The sequence below is a fragment of the Cupriavidus sp. GW823-FHT06D04 genome (assembly GCF_058795055.1).
The window spans coordinates 80,023-103,915 of the sequence record NZ_JBXAHL010000006.1 but is presented as its reverse complement, the minus strand read 5'-3'; the positions used below and the strand labels follow the sequence as shown (position 1 = coordinate 103,915).

20 protein-coding genes are annotated in these 23,893 nt (G+C 67.3%); 6 read left to right on the top strand and 14 right to left on the bottom strand.

Annotated elements, in window-relative coordinates:
* Window positions 1-88: 88 nt before the first annotated feature.
* From AC1Q7H_RS11240 to AC1Q7H_RS11190, 11 genes are all read right to left on the bottom strand, one after another.
* Window positions 89-673, bottom strand: a complete 585-nt coding sequence (locus tag AC1Q7H_RS11240) for a glycerol-3-phosphate responsive antiterminator (protein WP_013952837.1) — start codon at window positions 671-673, stop codon at window positions 89-91.
* Between the two features lie 5 nt (window positions 674-678).
* Window positions 679-2,229 (bottom strand): FAD-binding oxidoreductase, encoded by a 1,551-nt coding sequence (locus AC1Q7H_RS11235; protein ID WP_153955711.1) that lies wholly within the window; start codon window positions 2,227-2,229, stop codon window positions 679-681.
* Window positions 2,226-3,905 carry a glycerol-3-phosphate dehydrogenase/oxidase gene (locus tag AC1Q7H_RS11230; protein ID WP_035816804.1) on the bottom strand — a complete coding sequence of 560 codons (1,680 nt, stop codon included), beginning with the start codon at window positions 3,903-3,905 and terminating at the stop codon, window positions 2,226-2,228. The genes AC1Q7H_RS11235 and AC1Q7H_RS11230 overlap by 4 nt, the downstream gene beginning before the upstream one ends.
* An 18-nt stretch (window positions 3,906-3,923) precedes the next feature.
* Window positions 3,924-5,447, bottom strand: coding sequence for an FGGY family carbohydrate kinase (locus AC1Q7H_RS11225; protein WP_492377983.1), 1,524 nt, complete (start codon window positions 5,445-5,447; stop codon window positions 3,924-3,926).
* The gene (locus AC1Q7H_RS11220; protein ID WP_013952841.1) at window positions 5,444-6,907 is read right to left on the bottom strand and encodes an MFS transporter; all 1,464 of its coding nucleotides are present in this window, start codon (window positions 6,905-6,907) and stop codon (window positions 5,444-5,446) included. Before AC1Q7H_RS11220 ends, AC1Q7H_RS11225 begins: the two co-directional genes overlap by 4 nt.
* 150 nt (window positions 6,908-7,057) lie before the next feature.
* Window positions 7,058-8,425, bottom strand: coding sequence for an NTP/NDP exchange transporter (locus AC1Q7H_RS11215; protein WP_492377982.1), 1,368 nt, complete (start codon window positions 8,423-8,425; stop codon window positions 7,058-7,060).
* Window positions 8,426-8,437: 12 nt separating this feature from the next.
* Window positions 8,438-9,346, bottom strand: coding sequence for an aldo/keto reductase (locus AC1Q7H_RS11210; protein ID WP_153955713.1), 909 nt, complete (start codon window positions 9,344-9,346; stop codon window positions 8,438-8,440).
* 156 nt (window positions 9,347-9,502) lie between these two features.
* Window positions 9,503-10,864, bottom strand: a complete 1,362-nt coding sequence (locus AC1Q7H_RS11205; RefSeq protein ID WP_013952844.1) for a GntP family permease — start codon at window positions 10,862-10,864, stop codon at window positions 9,503-9,505.
* 111 nt (window positions 10,865-10,975) lie between these two features.
* On the bottom strand, window positions 10,976-11,368 hold the full coding sequence (locus AC1Q7H_RS11200; protein WP_012355941.1) for a RidA family protein: 393 nt from the start codon (window positions 11,366-11,368) through the stop codon (window positions 10,976-10,978).
* A gap of 51 nt (window positions 11,369-11,419) precedes the next feature.
* Window positions 11,420-12,892: an N-acyl-D-amino-acid deacylase family protein gene (locus tag AC1Q7H_RS11195; RefSeq protein ID WP_013952845.1), complete on the bottom strand. Its 1,473-nt coding sequence runs from the start codon at window positions 12,890-12,892 to the stop codon at window positions 11,420-11,422.
* Between the two features lie 2 nt (window positions 12,893-12,894).
* Window positions 12,895-13,800, bottom strand: a complete 906-nt coding sequence (locus tag AC1Q7H_RS11190) for a MurR/RpiR family transcriptional regulator (RefSeq protein WP_153955714.1) — start codon at window positions 13,798-13,800, stop codon at window positions 12,895-12,897.
* A 224-nt stretch (window positions 13,801-14,024) separates the two neighbouring features.
* Here AC1Q7H_RS11190 and AC1Q7H_RS11185 point away from each other — a divergent pair, with 224 nt between their 5' ends.
* From AC1Q7H_RS11185 to AC1Q7H_RS11175, 3 genes are all read left to right on the top strand, one after another.
* Window positions 14,025-15,293, top strand: coding sequence for an amino acid deaminase (locus tag AC1Q7H_RS11185; RefSeq protein ID WP_013952847.1), 1,269 nt, complete (start codon window positions 14,025-14,027; stop codon window positions 15,291-15,293).
* 13 nt (window positions 15,294-15,306) lie between these two features.
* Entirely contained in the window at window positions 15,307-16,242 is a 936-nt protein-coding gene (locus AC1Q7H_RS11180; RefSeq protein ID WP_013952848.1) for a sugar kinase, read from the top strand.
* Window positions 16,243-16,311: 69 nt separating this feature from the next.
* Complete coding sequence (locus tag AC1Q7H_RS11175) at window positions 16,312-16,956, top strand: bifunctional 4-hydroxy-2-oxoglutarate aldolase/2-dehydro-3-deoxy-phosphogluconate aldolase (protein ID WP_013952849.1); 645 nt, start codon at window positions 16,312-16,314, stop codon at window positions 16,954-16,956.
* Window positions 16,957-17,050: 94 nt separating this feature from the next.
* Here AC1Q7H_RS11175 and AC1Q7H_RS11170 read toward each other — a convergent pair whose 3' ends face one another.
* From AC1Q7H_RS11170 to AC1Q7H_RS11160, 3 genes are all read right to left on the bottom strand, one after another.
* Window positions 17,051-17,182 carry an entericidin A/B family lipoprotein gene (locus tag AC1Q7H_RS11170; RefSeq protein ID WP_010814145.1) on the bottom strand — a complete coding sequence of 44 codons (132 nt, stop codon included), beginning with the start codon at window positions 17,180-17,182 and terminating at the stop codon, window positions 17,051-17,053.
* Window positions 17,183-17,326: 144 nt separating this feature from the next.
* On the bottom strand, window positions 17,327-18,646 hold the full coding sequence (locus AC1Q7H_RS11165) for a GGDEF domain-containing protein (protein WP_041228619.1): 1,320 nt from the start codon (window positions 18,644-18,646) through the stop codon (window positions 17,327-17,329).
* 316 nt (window positions 18,647-18,962) lie between these two features.
* The gene (locus AC1Q7H_RS11160; protein WP_041228620.1) at window positions 18,963-20,276 is read right to left on the bottom strand and encodes a hemolysin family protein; all 1,314 of its coding nucleotides are present in this window, start codon (window positions 20,274-20,276) and stop codon (window positions 18,963-18,965) included.
* 252 nt (window positions 20,277-20,528) lie between these two features.
* On the opposite strand from AC1Q7H_RS11160, the gene AC1Q7H_RS11155 reads away from it, so the two are divergent.
* The 3 genes from AC1Q7H_RS11155 (at window position 20,529) to AC1Q7H_RS11145 (ending at window position 23,887) form a co-directional block, all read left to right on the top strand.
* Window positions 20,529-21,473, top strand: coding sequence for a YncE family protein (locus tag AC1Q7H_RS11155; RefSeq protein ID WP_153955717.1), 945 nt, complete (start codon window positions 20,529-20,531; stop codon window positions 21,471-21,473).
* A gap of 84 nt (window positions 21,474-21,557) precedes the next feature.
* Window positions 21,558-22,895 carry an MFS transporter gene (locus AC1Q7H_RS11150; RefSeq protein ID WP_492381312.1) on the top strand — a complete coding sequence of 446 codons (1,338 nt, stop codon included), beginning with the start codon at window positions 21,558-21,560 and terminating at the stop codon, window positions 22,893-22,895.
* A complete protein-coding gene (locus AC1Q7H_RS11145) occupies window positions 22,892-23,887 on the top strand; it encodes an amidohydrolase family protein (RefSeq protein ID WP_153955718.1) in 996 nt (331 codons plus the stop codon). The genes AC1Q7H_RS11150 and AC1Q7H_RS11145 overlap by 4 nt, the downstream gene beginning before the upstream one ends.
* The last annotated feature ends 6 nt before the right edge of the window (window positions 23,888-23,893 follow it).

Sequence of the window (23,893 nt, the reverse complement as noted above, 5' to 3'; positions counted from 1 at the left end):
CATGACTATACGATCTTCCTGCCGCAGCAGGCCAGTTTTGGCCGATCATCGGTCAGCGAAACTGCCCAGGCTGCGCCAGGCGGGACTCTTACGCCTTGAGCGCTCTCGCTTCCAGATTCCAGAGCTTGCGGTCGCTGGTGGAGACGGCCACAGCGCCATGTGCGAGCGCGCTGCGGATATCATCCCGATTGCAGACAAAGCCTGATGTCACGATCGGCGGCAGCGCCTTGCGGTCCGCTTCGGGCAGGTGCGACAGCATCGGCGCCGGCATCAGCTGCACCAGGTTCGGGTCGCTCTGTTCGAGCGCCTTGACGCTGCGCGGCCAGGTGGAACGGTCGGTCACAAAGACCTTCTGCATCGTCACCATGCCCGCGCGGTTGGCCCGCTGGATCGTTGCCACGCGCGTGGAAACCAGACTGGTCACCCCGATGTCGGCCAGATAATCCACCCCGCCCTTGTCCTGCGACAAGCCTTCGCAGCTGTCGATATTGACGATGACGTACTTGCCAGCGCTGGCCAGCGTGGCGATGACGGGCTGCAGCTTGCGCAACTCCACGTTGGCGACGATGCAGACTTCGGCCACGCTTTCAAAGATGGCGTCGATCTGGTCAACACCGTAGAGTGTGCCGATGACGGGGTGTCGCGTCAGGCGCGCACCGAGGGACCTGTCCATGCTGGTTACTTCGGTTCGTTGGTGAGCACGTCACTGAGACCCAGCTTGCCTGGGTTCAGGATATTCTGCGGGTCAAGTGCCTGCTTGACTGCCGCCAGCAGCGGGAATGCCGTGTCCAGCGACGAGGCCATGTATGGCGCGCGCAGCAGTCCGATTCCGTGGTGGTGGCTCAGTGCCGCATTGTATTGGATCAGCACCGCATTGGCAGCATCCCATGCCTGGTGATACCACTTCTGGCGGTCCTCCACCGCGACCTCGCCGCGCAGCGAGAAGTACAGGCAGGCGCCGTCCACATAGGCGTGCGACTGATGCGCGGAGCCGGCGAGGGTGCCCGGCACGGCATTGATGGCCTTGACAACGTCCGTGTAGATGGCAGCCAGGTCGCGCCACGGTCCCGACATTTCGAGCGTGTCGGCGACAAAGCCGGGGCTGCGCTTGAAGCCCTCGGCGCTCTTGCCCGTCAGGTAGCGCGTATCGAGCCAGCGTTCGAAAATCGCCGCGCTGTCCAGCTTGTCACCACGTTCCTGGCACACGCGCTCGCTGATCGTCATCACCGCATCGACCATCTCGCGCGAGCCCTCGTCGGCAACCAGCAGGACGTTGGTGTCGGGCAGCCCGAACTGCACTCCGCTCTCCAGTTTGTCATAGAGCCGCAGCGCGGCGGGGTTGGCCCCGCGTTGCATGATCTCGCGGCAGGCGTCCAGGCCAATGGCAAAGGTCTTGAAGCCATAGGCGATGGCACGCCCGTAGTCGGGCAGGCGGTGCAGCTTGAGGCGCACGCGCACGATCACGCCCAGCATGCCTTCGGACCCGATGAACAGTTGCTGCAGATCCGGGCCCAATGCCGCGCGCGAGTAGCCGCCTACGGTGACCAGGCTGCCGTCGGCCAGCACCACGTCCATGCCAAACACCATGTCCTCGATCTTGCCGTAGCGCGTGGACAACTGACCGGCGCCGCGGCAGGCTACCCATCCGCCGACCGTGCTGATCGCGTACGATGATGGCCAGTGGCCCATCGTCATGCCGAATTCCTTCTGCATGGTCTCCTCGAAGATGTCGCCGAACATGCCGGCTTCCACGTCGACGATCTGGCTGTCCTTGTCGAATCCGACCAGCTTGTTAAGGCCGCACACGTCCAGCACGATTCCGCCGCGTACGGGCAGGGCGGCGCCCGTCACGTTGCTGCGGCCGGCCGATACGGTGACCGGAATGGCACTGGCGCTGGCAATGCGCATGACTGCCTGCACCTGTTCCACGGTGGAAGCGCGTACGATGACCCCGCGCGGCGTGGCGGGCTTGCCTGCGGTCTCTGTGATCATCGATCCGGCCCACCAGTCGCGGGTCCACGCCACGACATCGGCGGTATCGGTCAAGACCTCGTCGGCCACTTTGCGCAGGGCCGCGAGATCGGCCGCGCAGACGGAAATGGTGTCACGTTGCAGGCCCGGCGCATCCGGGGTGTCCTGGATGTTTGCCGCATAGCCCGGCGGCGTGTGGGCGCCGACGACGTAGTTGCCGCGGTTGTAGCCGCGCTTGATGGCTTCCTTGCTGATCATGCTGAGTCTCCCATGAGGACGGATTTTTCGAGGGCGACGGCGGCCAGGTATTCGCTGACCTGCCGCGCCACGGCCGCCTCGGACAATCCGAGTTCGGCCTGGAGGATCTGGCCCACCCGCGCTGCGGCCCGGGCGGAGGCATCGCGCGCCATCAGGCGGGCGCGGATGCGTCGTGACAAGACGTCGTCAACCGTGCCGGCCAGTTCATGGCGCACGGCGTAGACGATTTCGGCCTCGGTATAGGGCAGGCCTTCGACGATCGGCCTAGCCAGGGTGGCGTCCGCCTGCAGGATGTCGCTGACAAAGCGCGCCTCTGTGCCGTAGCGCTCGCCCAGGTGCGCGGACATGCCGCCGGATGCGACGATGGCCTGCGCGTCATAGCCAGCCGCCCCGAGCAGATAGGCCGCTTTGGTCAGGCACTTGCTGCGCTTGCCGATGACCTTCTGCGCTGCATCGATGGTTTGCTCGGCCATGTGCCGCGAGGTCGTGAGCTTGCCGCCGACGATGGTCACCAGGCCGTCGTCCGCGGTATGAATCTCGTGATTGCGCTTGATTTCCAGGGTCTTGCCGCCGGGCGGCGCCACCAGCGGGCGACACCCCGCGATGCTGCCCACCACGTCTTCCGGCGTCAGGTCGGTCTTTAGTGCCGAGCGCGCGCCCTCCAGCAGGAAGTCGAGTTCCTGCCGGGTGCACATGACATTGTCGAGGTCGCCCACATAGTCTTCGTCGGTGGTGCCAAGGTAGGACACATTGCCCCACCGCGTGATGGTTGCCCGGCGGCTGCGCCCGGGCACCGGGATCGTCACCGTGCAGTCATTGCGGATCTTCAGCCATGGGATGGCAACGTGGACGCCCTTGGCGGGGCGAATGTGCAGGGTCCTGGCCTCGCCCTTCCTGCGTCCGGTCCAGTCGCGCAGCCAGACGCCGGTTGCCATGATGACCACGCCTGCGCGCACGCGGATCTCGCGCTCGCCGGCGTGGACAATGGCGCCATCCACCTTGCCGTGGCCGTCGCGGGTGATCTCGGCGACGGTCGCGTGATTGACCACGGCCGCGCCATGGAACGCTGCCGTGCGCGCGATGTTCAGTGTCAGGCGGGCATCGTCGACGCGCGCATCGAAGTACAGGTAGCCGCCGGTCAGATGTTCCTCATTGAAGGTCGGGCAGTGGGACAGCACCTCGGCCTTGGTCAGCTTCTGGTGCAGGATTCCCTCGCGCCAGCCACCGGCGAGGTCGTAGGTCCAGAGCAGGCTCTCGAAGGCCTTGGCCAGGCGCTTGTCGAACACGCCGTTGCGCTCCATCACCGGGAACAGGAACGGCAGCCGTTGCACCAGGTGGCGCGCGTTGCGGCGCAGGCGCTGGCGCTCCAGCAGTGAATGGCGCACCAGGCCGAGATTGCCCTGCTCGATATAGCGCAGGCCGCCGTGCACCATCTTGGATGACTTGGACGAAGTCCCCGCGGCGAAGTCGCACTTTTCAACCAGCGCCACGCGATAGCCGCGCAAGCTGGCATCCAGCGCGGCGTAGGTGCCCGTCACACCACCACCGACCACCAGGATGTCGAATGCATCTGTCTCCAGGCGGTCAAGCAGGTCCCGGCGCACCAGCCGCAACGGCTCGGTGCTGGTCATGGCGGCGCGCTCGCGGTTAGCGCTGCGGGATGGAAAAATCACCATGTCTGTTGTTGCTCCTGATTAATGGACCGCAAGCGCGTCCGCATGGTTGAGCTCGGATGCCACCCGCGCATTCCAGCGCGCGCGCCGCTGGGCACGTTCATCGGCGCTGATCGCCGGTTCGAATACCGCGTCCGGGGTGGTGGTGGCACGGGCCTGCTGCATGGAATCCCAAAGCAGGCCGGATGAGCCGGCAAGGTAAGCGATGCCGCGCAGGCTGGCGCGGTCGGTCTCCTTCATGCGGTGGATGGGAATTCCGCTGAGATCCGCCTGCATTTGCAGCAGCGCATCGCTGCCGGACAAGCCGCCGCCAACCACGAGCTCCGACACCGGCACGCCCGCGATCTCCCGGTTTGCCTCGATGCATGAAGTTACCGAATGCGCAATGCCTTCGAGGATGGCAAAGGCCATCTCGGCCTGCGTCGTTGCCATCGAGATACCGGTCAATGCTGCGCGCGCTTCAGGCTGCATGCGTGGGACCCGCAGCCCTGTCAGCGCGGGAATAAAGGTCACGCCCCGTGACGACGCAACAGTGCTGGCCAGCGCACTGATTTGCCTGGCGTTCTGAAACCAGCCGAGCTTGTCGCAGACCCAGTTGAGCGCGGAGCCGGTGGTGGCGACAAAGGTTTCGACGGAGAAGTGCGACACGCCCAGCTGCCGGCGCGCGGTCATGGTCAGGGTGCTGTCCGACTTGCCACTGCGTGCGGGAAGGTTCGGGCCGACTACCAGATCGACGAAGCTGCCGGTGCCATGCAGGCACATCGCCTGGCCGGCATCGAGACATCCCAGGCCGATTGCGCCGGCGAGCTGGTCCCCGGCACAAGCCAGGATCGGTACGTCGATACCCAGCACGTCCGGCCGCGTGCGGCCGAAGTCGTCCGCATCCTGGCGCAGCTCAGGCAGCAGTTCACGCGGAAAGCCAAGCGCGTCGATCCAGTCGAGCTGGTAGCGATGCCCGGTCAGCACGTAGGCGTTGCATGAGGTGGCGTTGGTCGGCGTGGTGATGCATGCGCGTGCCGTCGACAGGTGCCAGAGCAGCCAGCTGTCGATGGTGCCGAAGGCGAGCTGGCGCGCACTGAAGGCGTCAGCCACAGCCGGCGTGTCGCGCAGGTGCCGCGCTGCCCACAGGTATGGCGAGCGTACACCGGTGGGGCGGCCGACCGTTTTGCGCAGATTTGCGTCCCATGCCGGCGCGAGCTGGTCAAGATCGGCCGCGTACCGCGTGTCCTGCCACACCATGGCGGGTACCAGCGCACGTCCGGTCTGCGTGTCCCACAGTACCGCGGTGGCGCGCTGGGTGGCGATGGCGAGGGCGGTGACATTCAGGTTTTCGCGAGCAGCCTGCGCCAGGGTGGCGCGGCAAACCGCCAGGGTTTTGTCGAGCAAGACGTTGGCGTCCTGTTCGACCACGCCAGGGCAGGGGGATCGGACCTCAAGCGTGGTGTACTCGAGGCACATGACATGACCGTCGGCGGCCACCACCGCTGCCCGCGTGCCTGAGGTGCCCTCATCGATCGCAAGGATGACATTTCTGCGCTGGGTCATGGGCGGGCCTTTTCAATCGCGGGATTCATGAAGCCCGGAGCGTCCGGCACATCGCCCTTGAACTGCGGGGCGTCGGCTTCATTGTCGGGGTTGATGGTGGTGCGGGTCGGGTCCCAGCGGATCGCAAAGCAGATGATGCTTGCCAGCAGCGGGACCACGGAGAGAATCAGGAAGGTGGTCTCCAGCCCATACTGTGCGCGGAACAGCGGGAAGACCAGCAGGCCCAGTGCAGCGCCGATGGCACCGAGCGCGCCGATGATGCCGTTGGCGCCCGCGCGCAGTTCGCTGCGGAAAGACAGTGACGACAGGCTCTTGCCGTTTGCGCCGGGCCCGCCCGAGTGGAACAGGATGAACAGCGACGGAACGACCACTGCCATCCACATCGGCATCTTGCCGTTAAACAGGCCCAGGATCAGCAGCATGGCGAATACCGCCGCAAAGCCGAATGCCGAGGCGCGGCGCAGGCCCAGCTTCCGGCCTATAAAGGGCGAGAGGAAGCCGCCAAAGATGCCGCAGACGTTGAAGACCAGCGCGCCGATCGTCGCGTAGACAAAGTCCTTGCCGAACAGGGCCGCACTGATCAGCGGCAGGTACCAGCCGATCGCGAAGTACTGGATCGACTGCCCGATCTGCACGGTGGCCGCCAGGATGGTGCGCGGCAGGTAGACGCCGCGGAAGATCAACAGCACATTGGCCAGGCCGCGGCGCGCCTGGTTGAGGACGGGGATGCGTTCCGCGGGCGGGGCGGCAACGAACTCACGTCCGTAGATGCGCGTCATGGCATGCGCGGCGGCATCGAGCCATTCCTTGCGTGCCAGCCAGATCGGGCTTTCCACCAGGAACAAGCCTTGCAGCAGCAGGATGATCACGCCAAAGACCGCGGTGGCTGCCACTGAGTAGCGCCAGATCGTATCGCCAACGTCCCAGGAGTAGAACAGCAGTGCCAGCAGCAAGTTGGAGCAGACGGCCGTGTACCACATGCCTTGCCACGTGTTCAGCCGACTCTTGAGCTTCACCGGCGTGAACTCCGCCAGCACCGCCATGGCGATGGCAAAGTCGATGCCGTAGGCCGCACCGACAAAGAAGCGCCCGGCCAGGATCACCTCGAAGCCGGGGGCAAACACCACCAGCAATGCGCCGACCACAGCCAGGACCTTGGCGAGAATCAGCGGGCGGACGCGGCCCCAGCGGTCGGCCATCCAGCCGCCGATAGGGTTGAAGGCAATGGCCACCCAGGAGGCAAACGAGGTCAACAGGGCGACTTTTGCGGGCGCGAGTTGAAGGTTGCGCGTCATCGGCCCGAGGCCGGCGCTCAGCGCAGAATTGGAAAACGCATCAAGGAATAGCCCGCCGAGTGCGAGCCACCAGATGACACCGGCCCTGCCGCGAATGCCTGGGCAGGAATCTATGTAGGCAATGACATCATCGATGCCACGAATTTTGATGGCAGAGCGTTGCACGGCGGTCTCCTCTTATTTGTTCTGTAAGAGGCCGCAGCGACTGCAAGGCGCGAAGAGACCATCCTACAGATGGTCTCTTATCTAGATCTGCGTGGCCAATGTATGGCTTCGCAGACACAGCGTCAACCGGGAAAACCCTTGTCCTGAGCACTAGCGTGCAGCGGTATTCCCCACGGCACGGCGCAGACTGGCATCCGGCGGGCCCAGCTGCCCCTCATGCCGCCGCCCCAGCCACCACCCCAGTCCCGCCCACGCCAGCGCCAGCACCGCGCCAGCCAGCGCCACCGTGGCGGGATGGCCCGACAGCGCATCGATCCCCGTCTTGACCCACGCACTGACTGCATCGCCCGCACGGTAGACGGCGGTGTCGATCACGTTCTTGGCCTTGTACTTGGTCTCGGGATTGACCACGGTGAACAGCATCTCGCGCCCGGGGCGCAGCAGCGCGTATTCGCCGACACGGCGCAGGATCATCACGCCGGCCAGCACGCCGAAGGTCGGCAACAGCGCCAGTACGAGAAAGCCGCAGGCCACCGCCAGCGGCACCGCGGTCAGCAGTACCGAGACGCCATAGCGGCGCGCCATGCGGCCGGTGAAGAAGAGCTGGACCAGGATGGTCAGCGCCTGCACGGCAGCATCCAGCGCGCTGAAGACCTGGGTCTGGCGGGTGCGTTCCGGGAAGGCCTCGGCCACCAGCCGCGCCTGCTCGAAATACAGGAAGGTACTGGCCGTGGCCAGCAGGATCACGAACAGGCCGATGCCGAGCAGGTAGTGCGAGCGCAGCAGCAGCGACAGCCCGGCCAGCAGCCCGCCGCCGATCGGGTTGGCCGGATCCTGCGCCGCGCCGGCCGGGGCTTCGCCCGGCTGCACCACGCCCGCGCCGGCGCGGCGGCGCCAGCCGAACAGCCAGCCCACGCCGGGCAGCGTGGCGGCCAGCAGCGCGGCCGACAGCAGCATCAGTCCGGTCAGGCCGATCCGCGGCACCAACCAGCCGCCCAGCACGGGCCCGACCAGCCCGCCCGCGCTGGCGCCGGCGGCCAGCAGTGCGAACAGACGGCGCGCCTGCTCGGGGCGGAACACATCGGCCATCAGGCTCCATGCCACCGACACCACGAACAGGTTGAACACCGACAGCCAGACGTAGAACACGCGCGCCAGCCAGACGTTGTCAGGCAGGGCGCGAGTGGCCAGGGCAAAGCCCAGGAGGTTGGCGATAAAGAAGGCGTACACCCAGGGCACGAAGCGGCGCCGCGGCAGCCAGGCGCAGATCGCGCCGTACAGCGGAATCGCGGCCAGCATCACGACAAAGGTGGCGGTGAACAGCCACTGCAGGTTCTTCACGCCGCCGGCAATGCCCATGGTCTCGCGCACTGGCCGCAGCATGAAATAGCTGGCGAACAGGCAGAAGAAAAACAGGAAGCCGGCCACCACGGCGCCGGTCTCGCCGGGGTGGATGCCGAAACCGCGCCGCAGCCGGGCCAGGCCACCGGCAGGCGGGTCGCGCGCGGGATCGTCCACGATCGATACGGCTCAGCGCAGCAGCGCGGCGATGCGCTCGCGCTGGCCGGGATCGGGCATGCGGCCCAGTCCGGCCCCAAGGTTGTCGGCCATGTTGCGCGGCTTGGAGGTGGCCGGGATCGCCGCGGTCACGGCGGGATGGCTGACGATGAACTTCAGGAACAACTGGCCCCACGAGCCGCAGTCGATATCGCCGGCCCACGGCGGCAGCGGGCGATCCTTGACGACGCGAAAGAGGCGCCCGTCCTGGAATGGCCGGTTGACCAGCACCGCCACCCCACGCGCTTCGCACAGCGGCAGCAGCGTACGCTCGGCATTGCGCTCGGCCACCGAGTAGTTGATCTGGACAAAGTCCACGCGCTCGCTGCGCACGATCTTCTCCAGCGCCTCGTGCGCGTCCTCGCGGTAATGGGTGATGCCCAGGTAGCGAATGCGGCCCTGTTCCTTCAGCTCGCGCAGCCAGCGCAGGTTGGCCTGCCAGTCGATCAGGTTGTGTATCTGCAGCAGGTCGATCTTGTCCACGTGCAGGTCGGCCAGCGAGTGCGCCCATTGCGCCTGCGCGGGCGCGCCGGACTTGGCCGAGATCTTGGTGGCCAGGAACACCCGGCTGCGGGCATTGGCCGCGCGCAGCAGGTCGCCGGTCACGGCTTCGGCGCTGCCGTAGCTGGGCGCGGTATCGACGACCGAGCCTTCGCTCTGCAGAAGCAGGCCCATTACCTCCGCCAGCGGCTTGCGTTCATCGGCGCCGGTGCCGACGTTGAAGGTGTCGGCGGTGCCCAAGCCGATCACGGGCAGGGCTTCGGTGGTGCCCGGGATGTTGCGGCGCATTGGCACGGCTACGGTGGCAGCGCCGGCGGGCAGGGCGGCGCAGGCGGCGAGGCCGGCGGCCAGGGCCAGGAAGGAGCGGCGATCTAGTGGCATTGGGACGGTTCGCGGCAGGTCACACACTGGTTGACCTTAGTAGCTGTCCGGGGGCTTGTAAACCGTTGCTTCAATGCACATTTTCGCCATGTCACCCGTTCTGATCCCGCCAAAGCCTGGCCTGGAGTGCGGTCTTGCCGCCACCGGCAAGGGGCGTCAGATCACCGTGGCCAGGCCCAGCGTCAGCAGCAGCGCCACCACCGAGATGATGGTCTCGCACACCGACCAGGTCTGGAAGGTCTGGGTCACGGTCATGTTGAAGTACTCCTTGACCAGCCAGAAGCCGCCGTCGTTCACGTGCGACAGGATCAGCGAACCGGCGCCGGTGGTCAGCACCAGCAGCTCCGGGCGGGTGCCCGGCACGCTGGCGGCGATCGGCGCGACGATGCCCGCGGCGGTGGTCATGGCCACCGTGGCCGAGCCTGTGGCGATGCGGATCATCACCGCCACCAGCCAGCCCAGCACCAGCACCGACACGTTGGCGCCGGTGGCGACGTCGACGATGGCGTTGGAGATGCCCGAGTCACGCAGGATGCGGCCAAAGCCGCCGCCGGCGCCGACCACCAGCGTGATGATAGCGGTGGGCGCCACGCACTCGTTGGTGAACTTGAGGATGGTCTCGCGGTTGAAGCCGCGCGCCTTGCCGAAGGTGTAGAAGCTCACCAGCGCGGCAATCAGCAGCGCCATCACCGAGTTGCCAATCAGCTTCAGGAAGTCGTTGGCAAAGGTCTTGGGCGTGGCGATGAGGTCTGCCCAGCTGCCGATCAGCATCAGGATCACGGGCAGCAGGATGGTGAACACGGTGATGCCGAAGCCCGGCAACTCATGCGATGCCTTGACGCGCTCATCCTCTTCGGTGAACTGCTCCGCCAGCGGGTTGATCTCGGGTAGCTTGACGTAGCGGTCCATCAGCTTGGCGAACAGCGGGCCAGCGAGGGCTGCCGTGGGAATGCCCACGATCAGCGCGTACATGATGGTCTTGCCGATGTCGGCGCCATAGGCGGTCACCGCCAGCAGCGCGGCCGGGTGCGGCGGGATCAGGCCGTGCACCACGGACAGGCCGGCCACCATCGGGATGCCGACCAGCACCATCGACGTGCCGGTGCGCTTGGCCACGTTGAAGGCGATCGGCACCAGCAGCACGAAGCCCACTTCAAAGAACACCGGCAGGCCGACGATAAAGGCGATGGTGGCCATCGCCCAATGCACGTTCTTTGCGCCGAAGAAATCGATCAGTGTGTTGGCGATGCGCTCGGCGCCGCCGGATTCGGCCATCATCTTGCCGAGCATGGTGCCCAGGCCGACCACCAGCGCGATATGGCCCAGCGTGCCGCCGACACCGGCTTCAAAGGACTTGACGATGTCGCCCATCGGCATGCCCACGGCAAAGCCGAGCAGCACTGAAACGACCACCAGGGTAATGAAGGGGTTGAGCTTGAAGCGCGCGATCAGCACCACCAGTGCGATCACTGCGATCAGCGCATACACCAAGAGCGTGGTTCCGGTGACGGCACCCATATTGTCTCCTTGTGTGGAAAAAAGGCCGCTTGTGGCGGCAGGGGTTAGTTTTTAGTTTTTCCCCTCTCCCGCGGTAGCGGGAGGGGGGCACGCAATCCGCAGGCAGCAGGCTCAGGCCGCCGGCTTCTTGTAGGCGATGCAGTCCACTTCGACCTTGCAGTCCACCACCATGCTCGACTGCACGCAGGCGCGCGCGGGCGGGTTGGCGCCGAAGTATTCCTTGAAGATCTTGTTGAACGAGGCGAAGTCGCGCGTGTCATCCAGCCAGACGCCGCAGCGCACGACGTGCTCGGGGCCGTAGCCGGCTTCGGCCAGGATGGCCAGCACGTTCTTGATGGCCTGGTGGGTCTGGGGCACGATGCCGCCGTCGATGACCTCGCCGTTGACCATCGGCACCTGGCCGGAGACGTAGAGCCAGCCGTCGGCCGCGACCGCGCGGGCAAAGGGCATGTGCTGGCCGCCGGTGCCGGTGCCGCCTTCGACGCCGAATCGTTTGATGTCCATGGGTACTCCTGGGATGGGTTGGATATGGGAAGGAAGAGGGCAGCGCGCTGGTCAGGCGGCGCCGAACTCAGGCCGCGAGCCTCGCGGCAGGAACCGGCCGGCGCGCACGCCGGTGGTCTGGCGCTGCTGCCATGACAGCTCGCCGTTGACCCAGACCGCGGCAATGCCCTCGGCCGGTTGCATGGGATCGGTAAAGCTGGCCGCATCGCGGATGGTGGTGGCGTCGAACAGCACCAGGTCGGCCCAGTAGCCTTCGCGCACGAAGCCGCGTTCCTGCAGCCCGAAGCGCTCGGCGGACATGCCGGTCATCTTGTTGACGGCCACCGACAGCGGGAACAGCTCGCGGTCGCGGGCGTAGTGGCCCAGCACGCGGGGGAAGGCGCCCCACAGGCGTGGATGCGGCAGCGGGTCGTTGGGCAGCCCGTCCGAGCCGACCACCGTGGCCGGATGGCTCAGGATGCGGTCGACGTCGGCGTCTTCCATGCAGTGGTAGACCGCGCCCGCGGGCATCAGCCGTCGCGCGGCTTCGTGCAGGTCTACCTGCCATTCGGCGGCGATATCGGCCAGCAGGCGGCCGCTCATTTCGGGCGCGCCTTCGGACCAGGTCACCATGATGTCGAAATCGCTGGTGACCTGCTTCAGGTCCAGCGTGGAGGAACTGGCGGTGTAGGGGTAGCAGTCGCAGCCCACCGGCTGCCAGCGCTGCGCGCCGTCGAGCGCGTCCAGCACCTCGGTGCTGCGGCCCCAGTTGGCCACGCCCGCGCATTTCAGGTGCGAGATCACCACCGGCACGCGTGCATGACGGCCGATGCGGAAGGCCTCGTCCATGGCGTCGAGGATCTCGGCGAACTCGCTGCGCAGGTGGGTGGCGTAGAGCGCGCCGGCCTTGGCCAGCGGTTCGGCCAGCGCCAGCACCTCATCGGTCGGCGCGCTGAACGCGTTGGCGTAGGCCAGGCCCGTGGACAGGCCCAGCGCGCCATGCTGCAGCGCTTCTTCCAGCTGTGCTCGCATTGCCGCGATTTCTTCCGGCGTGGCAGCGCGGTCGAAGCGGTCCATATGATTGCTGCGCAGCGCGGTATGGCCTACCAGCGCGGCAACGTTGACCGCGGGCTGCGCGGCTTCCACCGCATCGACGTAGCTTTTGAAATCCGGGTAGCGGAAGGCGTCGGCATGGCCGAGCAGGTTCATCGGGTCGGGCGGCTCGCCCGCCAGCGTCACCGGCGCGGCGCTGATGCCGCAGTTGCCGACCACCACCGTGGTCACGCCCTGCGACAGCTTGGGCGTCATCTCGGGCTGGCGCACCACGTTGGTGTCGTCGTGCGTATGCACGTCGATAAAGCCCGGTGCAAGGACCAGGCCGTCGCCTTCGACTACATGCGAGGCGGCGTCGGGATCGATCGCGCCGGCTTCATCGATGCGGGCGATGCGGCCGTCGCGCAGGGCCACATCGGCCAGGCGCGCGGCGGCGCCGGAGCCGTCGATCAGGGTGACGCAGCGGATCAGGGTATCGAACAGGTGTGGCATGGTCAGTCTCCCAGCGGCTGGCGGCTGTCAGGGCCCCTGGCGGGGCCGCTTTCGCCGCGGTGGGTGTCCAGCACGTACTTGAGCCGGCGCAGGCGCTCCTTGCTCTGGTCCGGCTGCAACAGCGCGCATTGCGTGGCGAGCACGTCCAGCACCATCAGCATGGCGTAGCGCGATGCCGACGGCTTGAAAATGAAATCCGTCTCCAGCGTGCGCACCGGCAGCAGCACGTCGGCACGCGCGGCCAGCGGCGAGCCCAGCGCGGTCACGGCCACCAGGCGGGCACCGTACTCGCGCGCGATATCGCAGCTGGCCAGCATCTCCGGCACGCGGCCGCTGGCCGAGAAGGCCAGCACCACGTCGTCGCGGCCCAGCGTGGCCGCCACCATCTTCTGCAGAAGCGCGTCCTGGTAGCTCGCCACCGGCTGGCCCAGGCGCGCCAGGCGATGGCGGGCCTCGTCGGCCATGAACGACGAGCCGCCGCCCATGCCAAAAGCGTAGACCATGCGTGCACCGAGCAACAGGCGCGCGGCCTGTTCGATGCGCTGCGCATCCATCATGCCGCGGTTGACTTCCAGCGCGGTGAGGATGTCGGCGTGGATGCTGTCGGCCAGCGTGGCCGGGGCGGCTTCACCGGCGGGAACGCTGCCGGGCTGCAGGAAGCGCGCGCCTACCGCGGTGGCCTGGGCCAGGCGCAGCTTCAGGTCGCGCACGTCGCGGCAGCCGATGGCCTTGGCAAAGCGCGTCACGCTGGCCTCGCTGACGCCGGCCTTGCGCGCCAGTTCATTGATGCTGGCGGCGGCCGCGCCGGCCAGGTCTTCCAGCACCACCTGCGCCACCTTCTGCTCGGCCAGGCGCAGCGCGGGGCCGCGCTCGGCGATGCGGGTCAGGATGTCAAAGGGCGCGGTCATGGGCGGCAGGTCTGGTCGGAAGACGGGTCGGATCGAAATGTGACGGAAGCTGCAGTGCCCGCGGGCAGGGGCTATAACTGTGATTGGCGCACGTGGCGGGTGCCAGTCGCGTTGTCCCGGCTAGCCCTTCCGGGCATCTGCGTGTTACTTTATAACAAGGATGAAATATCTTATTTTCAGGGCTATCATTACGTCAATCAGATTTTTTCAGGGTGATGACAAGCATGCGTGAAATAAAGTATCAGGCCGGCGTGATCGATCCGCTCAACAAGGCACTGGGCCGGATGGAAGGCCCGATCGCCCCGGATGCGGCCGGCCAGACCGGCTGGAACTTGTTGCAGGAAGAGTTGAGCCTGCCGGCCGCGGTGCTCTATGAAGACCGGCTTGCGCACAACCTGGAATGGATGCGCCGCTTCATGAACGAATACGGCGTGCAGCTTGCGCCGCACGGCAAGACCACCATGGCGCCCAAGCTGTTTGCGCGCCAGCTCGGCGCCGGCGCGTGGGGCATCACGCTGGCCACTGCGCACCAGACCGCGGCCGCGCATGCGCACGGCGTCAAACGCGTGCTGATGGCCAACCAGCTGGTGGGCCGGCGCAATATGGAAATCATCGCTGACCTGCTGCGCGATCCGGATTTCGAATTCTTCGCGCTGGTGGACTCGGCCGCGCTGGTCGACCAGCTCGGCAAGTTCTTCCAGGAGCGCGGGCAGAAGCTGCAGGTGCTGCTGGAGCTGGGCGTGGAAGGCGGGCGCACCGGCGTGCGCGACGACGCGCAGCAGCAGGCCGTGCTGGACGCGCTGGCGCGCTGGCCGCAGGCGCTGTCGCTGGCCGGCGTCGAGATCTATGAAGGCGTGCTCAAGGAAGAAGCCGATATCCGCAAGTTCCTGCAGCGCACCGTGGCGGTGACGCGGCGGCTGGCACGGGAAGGCCGCTTCGGCCGCAGCCCTGTGGTGATGTCGGGCGCGGGCTCGGCCTGGTACGACGTGGTGGCCGAGGAATTCGCGCGCACCGAGATCGGCGCGCCGATCGACATCGTGCTGCGCCCCGGCTGCTACCTGACGCACGACGTGGGCATCTACCGCGCCGCGCAGCAGCGCATCCTGGCCAGCAACCCGGTCGCGCAGAAGATGCGCGAGGGCCTGCTGCCGGCGCTGCAGCTGTGGGCCTATGTGCAGTCGATCCCTGAGCCGGACCGCGTCATCATCGGCATGGGCAAGCGCGATGCGGCCTTCGACGCCGGCATGCCGATCCCGGCACGGCTGTACCGGCCCGGCACCGAGGCGCCGGTGGACGTGCCCGCGCACTGGGAAGTCACCGGCATGATGGACCAGCACGCCTACCTGCAGGTCAAGCCGGGCGACGACGTTCAGGTCGGCGACATGATCGCCTTCGATATCTCGCACCCATGCCTGACTTTCGACAAGTGGCGCCATATCCCGGTGCTGGACCGCGACATGCGCGTGATCGACATCGTGCAAACCTTCTTCTGAGGCAGGCAGCCCCATGAGCATCGACATCCTGGCCTACGGCGAACCGCTGGTGGAGTTCAACCAGCAGCCCGACGATCCGTCGCGCTACCTGCAAGGCTTTGGCGGCGACACTTCCAACTTCTGCATTGCGGCTGCGCGCCAGGGCGCCAGCACCGGCTATATCTGCGCGGTCGGCGCCGACACCTTCGGCGAGCGCTTGCGCGCGCTGTGGACGCAGGAGCGGGTCGATACCCGCCACGTGCGCGTCGACCCGAGCGCGCCTACCGGGGTCTACTTTGTCTCGCACGACAACCACGGCCACCGCTTCGACTACCTGCGCGAAGGCTCTGCCGCCAGCCGCTACCAGCATGAGCATCTGCCGCTCGGCGCGATCGCCGCGGCGCGCTACCTGCACCTGTCGGGCATCAGCCTGGCCATCAGCACCAGCGCCTGCGATGCCGGGCTGGACGCGATGGAGCATGCGCGCAAGGCCGGCACCAAGGTCACGCTGGACACCAACCTGCGCTTGCGGCTTTGGTCGCTGGCACGCGCGCGCGGCATCATGCGCGAGGCCCTCATGCTGACCGATGTGTGCCTGCCCAGCTGGGATGACATCACCGTGCTGACCGGGCTGGACGACCGCGACGCCATCGTCGACTACCTGCTGGGCTGCGGCATCGGCCTGGTCGCGCTGAAGCTGGGCGAAGAGGGCTCCTATGTGGCCACGCCCGAGTCGCGCGCGCTGGTGCCGCCTTATCCGGTCAAGCCGATCGATGCCACCGGCGCCGGCGACTGCTTCGGCGGCAGCTTTGTCGCGCGCCTGGCCGCGGGTGCCGATCCGTTCGAGGCGGCGCGCTATGCCAACGTGGCCGCCGCGCTGTCTACCACTGGTTATGGCGCGGTGGCGCCGATCCCCGACGCCCAGACCGTGCTGGGCCGGTTGGCGCAGTCAGTGTCGGTGATCGCGTGACCCGGTTGGCCTGAAACTCCTGCTTCCCTGAACCCCTGCTTCTTCTGCACTCCTTATTCCGAGACAGCCATGCAAAACCAGACTTCCCCGCTGCTTCAACGCCTTGCCGATGTGCCGGTGATCCCGGTGCTGGAGTTCCACTCGGTCGACGAGGCCCTGCACGTCAGCGAGGCACTGGTCACCGGCGGCTTGCCGCTGCTTGAGATCACGCTGCGTACGCCGGTGGCGCTGGAAGCGATCAGGGCGGTGGCGGCAGCCTTGCCGCAGGCCTGCGTCGGTGCCGGCACGGTACTGAACGTCGAGCAGCTGCACGCCGTGCGCGATGCGGGCGCGCAGTTTGCCGTCTCGCCCGGCCTGACCCCGGCGCTGGCCGAGGGCGCGCAGGGCGCGGGCATCTCGCTGCTGCCGGGCGTGGCCACCGCGAGTGAGGCGATGGCGGCGCTGGAAGCCGGCTTCACCTTTCTCAAGTTCTTCCCGGCGCAGGCCGCGGGCGGCGTGCCGATGCTGAAGTCGCTGGGCGGGCCGCTGCCGCAGCTGCGCTTCTGCCCGACGGGCGGCATCGACGCCGCGCTGGCGCCGACCTACCTGGCGCTGCCCAACGTGGTGTGCGTGGGCGGTTCATGGGTGGTGCCCAAGGACGCCGTCGCCAGCGGCGACTGGGGCCGCATCCGCACGCTGGCCGAGCAGGCCAGGGCACTGCGCAACAAGGGCTGAGCACCGGCAGCGCAAAAGGAAACGGCACGCCATTCGGCGTGCCGTTTTCATATCGACGCGGTCCGGGCCGCATCAGACTTGGGGGGCTGGCGGCTTACTTGTGACGGTCCGCCGAGCTTTCAAGCTTCTGGCCACCGCGCTGAATGTCCTGGCCGAGCCCCGCCATCGTGTTGCATCCAGCCAACAGGGTGGCAAACAAAACGCACCAGATCCAACCTTTCTTCACGCCGGGCTCCTTTCGAAGATTTCAAGAATCGAGAGATTCAGGGATTGAGGGATTTGCGCCGATTTTACCGCTGCTGTGAGCGGGTTTGACATCTGGTATGTGCCAATTTGTAAATCGTGCAACGGCCGCAACGCCAGCCGCCTCTCAGGCGTGGGGCGCCAGCAGCTCCCGCGCGCGTTGCTGGATCGCCGCATGGGTCTGGAGCAGCCAGGCCGCGGGGAATGGCTGCGCCAGTAGGTAGCCCTGCACGCTGTGGCAGCCCCAGGCACGCACGGCCTCGAGCTGCTGGTGGGTCTCGACCCCCTTGGCACAGACCGACACGCCGGCGCCCCGGGCCAGCCGGCAGGCGGCGTGCAGGCTGTCGGCACGGTTGGCGGAATCACCGGGCCGGGGTGCATGGCCCAGCCGGCGGGCGTCCAGCGTGACGCTGTCCGGGTGCAGCGCCGCCAGCAACTGGCGGCAGCCCGGGCTGTCGTCGAAATCGCCCAGCGTCAGTTGCAGCCCGCGCCGGCGCAGGGCGGCAACGCGGGCAATGATGTCGGCGTCGGCCGGCACCGCGCTGGCCGACACTTCGATGCACAGGCGGTCCGGTGCGATGCCGCCTGCGTCGATGGCGTGGGCCAGTGCCTCCACCATCTGCGGGCGGTGCAGCTGGGCGCTGGAGGCCAGCAGGGTGAATTGCAGCGGGGCCACGTTTTCGGCGGCGCGTACCAGCGGCAGCACGCTTTCCAGCAGCCAGCTGCCAATCCGGCCGACCAGCCCCAGCGACTCCACCGCCGGCAGGAAATCCTGCGGCGCCACGCGCCCGAGCGCCGGATGGTGCCAGCGCAGCCGCACGGTGTAGCCGCTGACCACGGCGCTGGCGAAGTCGGCGCGCGGCTGCAGCTGCAGGCTCAGTTCGCCGCGCTCCAGCGCATCGGGCAGGGCTGCCAGCAGGGGCGCGGTCGGCGGCGCGGCGGGCTTTTCGGCGCGCGCCAGGCCGTCGCCCCCCCGTCGATCGACCCGCAGCATGGCGTCCAGGGCCTGCTGCAGGCTGCGTTCCGCCGGGATATCCGGATGGTCGGTGGCCACGCCGATGCTGCACGAAATAAACAGCTCGAAGCCGTCCAGCGCGAACGGCCGGGACAGGTCGTCGGCCAGCCGGCTGGCCACCGGGCCGGGGTCGGGCACGCCGTCCGGCAGCGCGGTAATGACCACCAGGTCTGCCGCCGCCATCCAGTGCATGATGGCGCCAGGCGGCAGCAGGCAGGCGATGCGTGCCTGCACGATGGCCCGCAGCCTCGCTGCGCGCCGGGGCCCCAGGGTTTCGCAGGCGCTGGCAAAGCGGTCCAGGCGGATAGAAAGGATCGTCGCTGGCTGCCCGGTGCCGGAGCGGCGTGCCGCAAGCGCGGACACCAGGGCGGACGGCTGCATCGCGCCAGGTGCGCCCGCGGCCGCGGCGATGTCATCGGCATCAGGATGCATGGATGGTCTTGCGGGCAGCCTGTTGATGGCCGTGCGATGCCCGCGTCTCCCCGGTATCAGATTTGGTCGTTCGGCTGGCCGCTGGGGCGGCCGCCGGCGCTTGTCGTTAGGCCCTGGTGATCCATGCCTGCCACGGCCGCATGCGGGCCGCACAGGCGGATCATAAGCGAAGGGGAGGGGGCGGAACATTGCAAATTGCGCCAAGGTGACTTGGTCGCAACCTGCAACTTAATATGGATCAATATGGTCGGAATTGACCGTGATCCTGGATTGACGCCACCGCCGGAATCCGGCAGCGGCCGACTGGCTGGCCTGATCAGCCGGTGGTCTCTTCCTCAGGACCTTCCTGCGGGGGCAGGCGCGCGGCCAGCACCTTGTCGATGCGTTTGCCGTCCATGTCGACGATCTCGAAGCGCCAGTCGCCCCATTGCACGCTGTCGGCGATCTGCGGCAGGCGGCCCAGCAGCAGGAGCAGCATGCCGGACAGGGTGTGGTAGCGCTCTTTTTCTTCTTCCGGCACCTGGCGCAGGCCGATGCGGTCCTTCAGTTCCGGGATCGGGATCAGGCCGTCGAGCAGCCACGAGCCGTCGTCGCGCTGCACCGCCCATTCCTCGCCGGCGGCGTCGGCCTTGAATTCGCCGGTGATGGCCTCGATCAGGTCCTGCAGCGTGACCAGGCCCAGCACTTCGCCGTATTCGTCGATGACAAAGGCCATCTGGCCGCCGGAGCCGCGGAAATTCTCCAGCAGTTCCATGCCGGTCACGCTCTCGGGCACGAACACCGCCGGCTGCGCCGCGGCCTTCAGGTCGGCTTCCTCGCCGCGCAGCCGGCGCGCCAGCAGCTGGCGCGCGCTGACCACGCCGATGATGTCGTGCATGCCGCCGCGCACCACCGGAAAGCGCGAATGGTCGGACTCTTCGATGCGGTGCAGGTTTTCATCCAGCGTCTCTTCGACGTCCAGGTACACGACATCGCCGCGCGGCACCATCAGCGATGCCAGCTGGCGGTCGTCCAGCCGGAACACGTTGCGCACCATGGTGTGCTCGTGCTGCTCGATCACGCCGGCCTCGGAGCCCTCGACCAGCAGTGCGTGGATTTCTTCCTCGGTCACGCCCGGGCCGCGGTCGACCTTGGTGCCCAGCATCCGCAGCACCAGCCGCGTGGAGCTGGACAGCAGCTTGACGAACGGGGTGGAGGCCACGGCCAGCCAGCCGATCGGGCGCGCCACCAGCCGCGCGATCGCTTCCGGGGCCATCTGGCCCAGGCGCTTGGGCACCAGTTCGCCCAGCACGATGGAAAAGTAGGTCAGGCCGGCCACCACGATGGCGGTCGCCACATAGCCGGAGGTGTTCGGCGACAAGCCGAAGCCCTGCAGCCAGAGGCCCAGCGGCTGCGCCAGCGTGGATTCTCCGACCACGCCATTGAGCACGCCGATCGACGTGATGCCGATCTGCACCGTGGACAGGAAGCGCGTGGGGTCCTCGCCCAGCTGGACCGCGGCAATCGCGCCGCGGTCACCGTTCTCGATCTGGCGCTGCAGACGTGCCTTACGGGCCGTGACCAGCGCGATCTCGGACATCGCGAACAGGCCGTTGAGCAGAATCAGCGCCAGTAGTATGGCAATTTCCATCAGGGTACGCGCCCTTTGCGTGTGAGTTGAAAGCACCAAGCATACCATCCGCGCATGACGACACGGCGCCGGGCAGCCTGGCGATGGTGGCGGCTGCTCCGGTCGCTTAGCGATAACCAGCGGAGATAGCTCGATGCCTAATATTCAATAGATAGTTATCGTCGGCCGCGCCAAACTTCTGTCCGTGGCACTACCTGTGCCCCATTACGAAAAGCCTGGATCCGACAGGCGTGCGAATCACAAGGAGACAGAATGGACAACCGATGGACGGCCGTGCTGGTGGAGAAATTCGGCCATAGCTTCAGCGCTTACGAACTGGCAGGCGGCAAGCGCCGCTTCAGCGTGCAGTTGCCGGACTATCCCCATGAATTCGTGGTGGACCGCGAGCGCCTGTGCGGCTACGTCGGCCACTATGGTGTGCAGACCTTCGCACATGCCGGCGACGGCGGCGCCATGGTGATCGCGGTCGACCTGGTGAGCGGCGCGGTCAGGGCGCAGCTCGATTGCTCGCCCTATCACCGCATCCATGGCCTGCAGATTGACCGGCAAGGGCGCGTCTATGCGCTGAGCGAGCGCGACAATATGCTGCTCGTGTTCGAGGCCCCACTAGAGCGCCCGGTGCCGGACCGCGCGGTGCCGGCGGGCGGGGTCAAGAGCCATCTGTTTGTGTTGTCGGCCGATGGCGAGCGTGCCTACGTGACCAACCTGCTGTCGCATACCGTGACACTGGTGCACCCCTACGATGCCACCCGCGCACCGCGCGCGGCCAACGCCGGCAGGCGCCCCGAGGGCTGTTGCCTGAGCCGCGACGAAGCGGCGCTCTACGTTGCCAGCCGCGACGACCACAGTCTCACCCGGCTGGACGCGCGCACGATGGAAGTGGTGCGCACGGTGCCGACGGGCGAGGACCCCACTCGCATCTACTGGTCGCCGGACAACCGCCTGTTCGTACTCAACTACGGCGAGCGCAGCATCCGCATTTTCGACCCCGACACGCTCGCGGAGACCGGTCGGGTCGATACCGGCGCCAAGCCGATCGCGCTCGCCTTCCATCCGGCTGACCCGAGCCGCGCCTATGTCGCGCTCAACGACCACACCGTCGGCCAGCTTGACCTGCCTGGCCTGACCCTGCGCCATGCCTTCACCACCGGCAAGGAACCGGACGGTCTTGCCATCCTGGCTTTGCCGCCGCAGTAGCACCCGGTCGTTTCAACCGACAAGGCCGCGAAGGCAGCGCAGATGCCGGCGGCTGATACCCAGAAATCCATACGGAGACAGAGTATGAAAGGCTTGGACCAAGCCGGCGCCGGTACGTCCGTCGCCATCGACGCGACACCTCTCACCGGTGCGCCCGGCATCCCCGCCCAGCGCTGGTGGCGCATCATCCCGCCGATCCTGATGGTCTGCATCGTCTCGTACATGGATCGCGTCAATATCGCCTTCGCGATGCCGGGCGGGATGGGCGACGCGCTCGGTATCGGTGCCAGCATGGCCGGCCTGGCCGGCGGCATTTTCTTTGTCGGCTATCTGTTCCTGCAGATCCCCGGCGGCAAGCTGGCCGTGCGCGGCAGTGGGCGCAACTTCATCGCCTGGTCGATGCTGGCCTGGGCCGTCATTTCCGTGTTGACCGGCCTGGTGCGCAACGAGACCGAACTGCTGATCCTGCGCTTTGCGCTGGGGGTGGCCGAGGGCGGCATGCTGCCGGTGGTGCTGACCATGGTCGGCAACTGGTTTCCCGACCACGAGCGCGGACGCGCCAACGCCCTGGTGATCCTGTTCGTGCCGATCGCCGGCATCATCACCGCGCCGCTGTCGGGGCTGGTGATCGCGGCGCTCGACTGGCGCTGGCTGTTTATCGTGGAAGGCCTGATTTCGCTGGCCTGCCTCGGCGTGTGGTGGAAGCTGGCCTGTGACCGGCCGGACCAGGCGCGCTGGATTTCCGCCGAAGAGAAGGCTTATCTGCTGGCCCGCCTGCGCGAGGAAGAGCAGCAGGCAGCCGCGGCTGGTGCGAACGTGGGGCAGGGCGCGGGCAGCACGCGGGCGGTGTTGGCGCACATCTTGTCGCAGGATGTGATCTGGCGCCTGATCGCCGTCAATTTTCTCTATCAGATGGGGATCTACGGCTACACGCTGTGGCTGCCCACCATCCTGAAAGGCCTGACCGGAGGCGGCATGGGGCAGGTCGGCATGCTGGCCGTGCTGCCGTACCTGGGTACCATGGCCGGCATCCTCGCGATGTCTTCGCTGTCCGACCGCACCGGCCGGCGCAAGGCCTTCGTGGTCTGGCCGCTGCTGGGTTTCGCTGCCTGCCTGGCCGGTTCGGTGTGGTGGCACGACAATACCTGGGTGTCCTATGGCCTGCTGGTCGGCAGCGGCTTCTTCCTGCAGTCCGCTGCGGGGGTGTTCTGGACCCTGCCGCCGCGGCTGCTGGCCGCCGAGCACGCCGGTGTGGCGCGCGGCGTGATCAATGCGCTCGGCAACCTGGGGGGATTCTGCGGTCCCTATGCCGCGGGCGTGCTGATCGAGCGCGTCGGCGCGGGCGCCGGTGTCTACTTGCTGGTCGCCGCGCTGGTGCTGGCCGGCGCCGTGGCTGCCACGTTGCCGAGGCGGTGCCGATGAACCGCGAAGCAAACGGCGCGCTGCCCCCGGGGCTGGCCATCGTCGACGCCCACCACCACCTGTGGCAACTCGGGCGCGGCCGCTATCCCTGGCTGCAGGACGAATACCGGCCGCAGACTTTCTTTCTCGGCGACTACGAGAGCCTGCGCCGCGATTACCTGGAGGCGCAGTATGCGTACGACACCAGCGCCGTCACCGTACTTGCTACCGTACACGTAGAGGCCGAACGCGACCGCAGCGAAGCCGTCGACGAGACTGCGTGGGTGCACCGCCAGGACTGGCGCCCCGGCATGGCTGCGGCGGTGGTGGCCTACGCGCCGTTCGGGACTCCCGGGTGCGCCGAACTGCTGGCGCGCCAGGCTGGTTTCGCGCGGGTCAGGGGGATTCGATGCAAACCGCTGAACGCGGCGGCGCCGGGCGAGTCGGTGGCCGGGCGCCCCGGGTCGATGCAGGACCAGGTCTGGCTGGATGACCTGGCGCGGCTGGAACGCCACGGCCTGTCGTGGGACCTGCGGGTACCGTTCTGGCACTTGCGCGAGGCGGCCCAGGTGGCGGCCGCCTTGCCCGGCGTGCCCATCGCGCTCAATCACGCGGGCCTGCCGCTGGACCGCTCGGAGGCGGGCCTGGCTTGCTGGCGCGCCGGCATGGAGGCGCTGGCTGCCTGCGCCAATGTGTCGGTCAAGCTGTCGGAGTTCGGGCTGGCCGGCGGGCGCTGGGATGCGCTGGGCAACCGCCGCATCGTGCGCGAGGTGCTGGCGATTTTCGGACATGAGCGGGCGATGTTCGGCAGCAACCTGCCGGTCTCGGGCCTGAGTGCGGACTTCGGCACGATTCTCGGCATGGTGTGCGAGGCGCTGCCGGATCCCGTGGACAGACAGCGCGTGCTGGCTGGAAATGCGGCGAGGTTCTATCGCATTGCGCCGGCGCAAATGACGGCGCGAAGCGATGCCAACGATGCTAAGGCTGCTCCAAAGCCGTCAGAGCTTGCCTAAGGCACG

Bases quoted from the DNA above. Each gene is read 5' to 3' on its own strand.
- AC1Q7H_RS11240 (WP_013952837.1), bottom strand. From the start codon at position 673: ATGGACAGGTCCCTCGGTGCGCGCCTGACGCGACACCCCGTCATCGGC.
- AC1Q7H_RS11235 (WP_153955711.1), bottom strand. From the start codon at position 2,229: ATGATCAGCAAGGAAGCCATCAAGCGCGGCTACAACCGCGGCAACTAC.
- AC1Q7H_RS11230 (WP_035816804.1), bottom strand. From the start codon at position 3,905: ATGGTGATTTTTCCATCCCGCAGCGCTAACCGCGAGCGCGCCGCCATG.
- AC1Q7H_RS11225 (WP_492377983.1), bottom strand. From the start codon at position 5,447: ATGACCCAGCGCAGAAATGTCATCCTTGCGATCGATGAGGGCACCTCA.
- AC1Q7H_RS11210 (WP_153955713.1), bottom strand. From the start codon at position 9,346: ATGCCACTAGATCGCCGCTCCTTCCTGGCCCTGGCCGCCGGCCTCGCC.
- AC1Q7H_RS11205 (WP_013952844.1), bottom strand. From the start codon at position 10,864: ATGGGTGCCGTCACCGGAACCACGCTCTTGGTGTATGCGCTGATCGCA.
- AC1Q7H_RS11200 (WP_012355941.1), bottom strand. From the start codon at position 11,368: ATGGACATCAAACGATTCGGCGTCGAAGGCGGCACCGGCACCGGCGGC.
- AC1Q7H_RS11195 (WP_013952845.1), bottom strand. From the start codon at position 12,892: ATGCCACACCTGTTCGATACCCTGATCCGCTGCGTCACCCTGATCGAC.
- AC1Q7H_RS11190 (WP_153955714.1), bottom strand. From the start codon at position 13,800: ATGACCGCGCCCTTTGACATCCTGACCCGCATCGCCGAGCGCGGCCCC.
- AC1Q7H_RS11185 (WP_013952847.1), top strand. From the start codon at position 14,025: ATGCGTGAAATAAAGTATCAGGCCGGCGTGATCGATCCGCTCAACAAG.
- AC1Q7H_RS11180 (WP_013952848.1), top strand. From the start codon at position 15,307: ATGAGCATCGACATCCTGGCCTACGGCGAACCGCTGGTGGAGTTCAAC.
- AC1Q7H_RS11175 (WP_013952849.1), top strand. From the start codon at position 16,312: ATGCAAAACCAGACTTCCCCGCTGCTTCAACGCCTTGCCGATGTGCCG.
- AC1Q7H_RS11165 (WP_041228619.1), bottom strand. From the start codon at position 18,646: ATGCATCCTGATGCCGATGACATCGCCGCGGCCGCGGGCGCACCTGGC.
- AC1Q7H_RS11160 (WP_041228620.1), bottom strand. From the start codon at position 20,276: ATGGAAATTGCCATACTACTGGCGCTGATTCTGCTCAACGGCCTGTTC.
- AC1Q7H_RS11155 (WP_153955717.1), top strand. From the start codon at position 20,529: ATGGACAACCGATGGACGGCCGTGCTGGTGGAGAAATTCGGCCATAGC.
- AC1Q7H_RS11150 (WP_492381312.1), top strand. From the start codon at position 21,558: ATGAAAGGCTTGGACCAAGCCGGCGCCGGTACGTCCGTCGCCATCGAC.
- AC1Q7H_RS11145 (WP_153955718.1), top strand. From the start codon at position 22,892: ATGAACCGCGAAGCAAACGGCGCGCTGCCCCCGGGGCTGGCCATCGTC.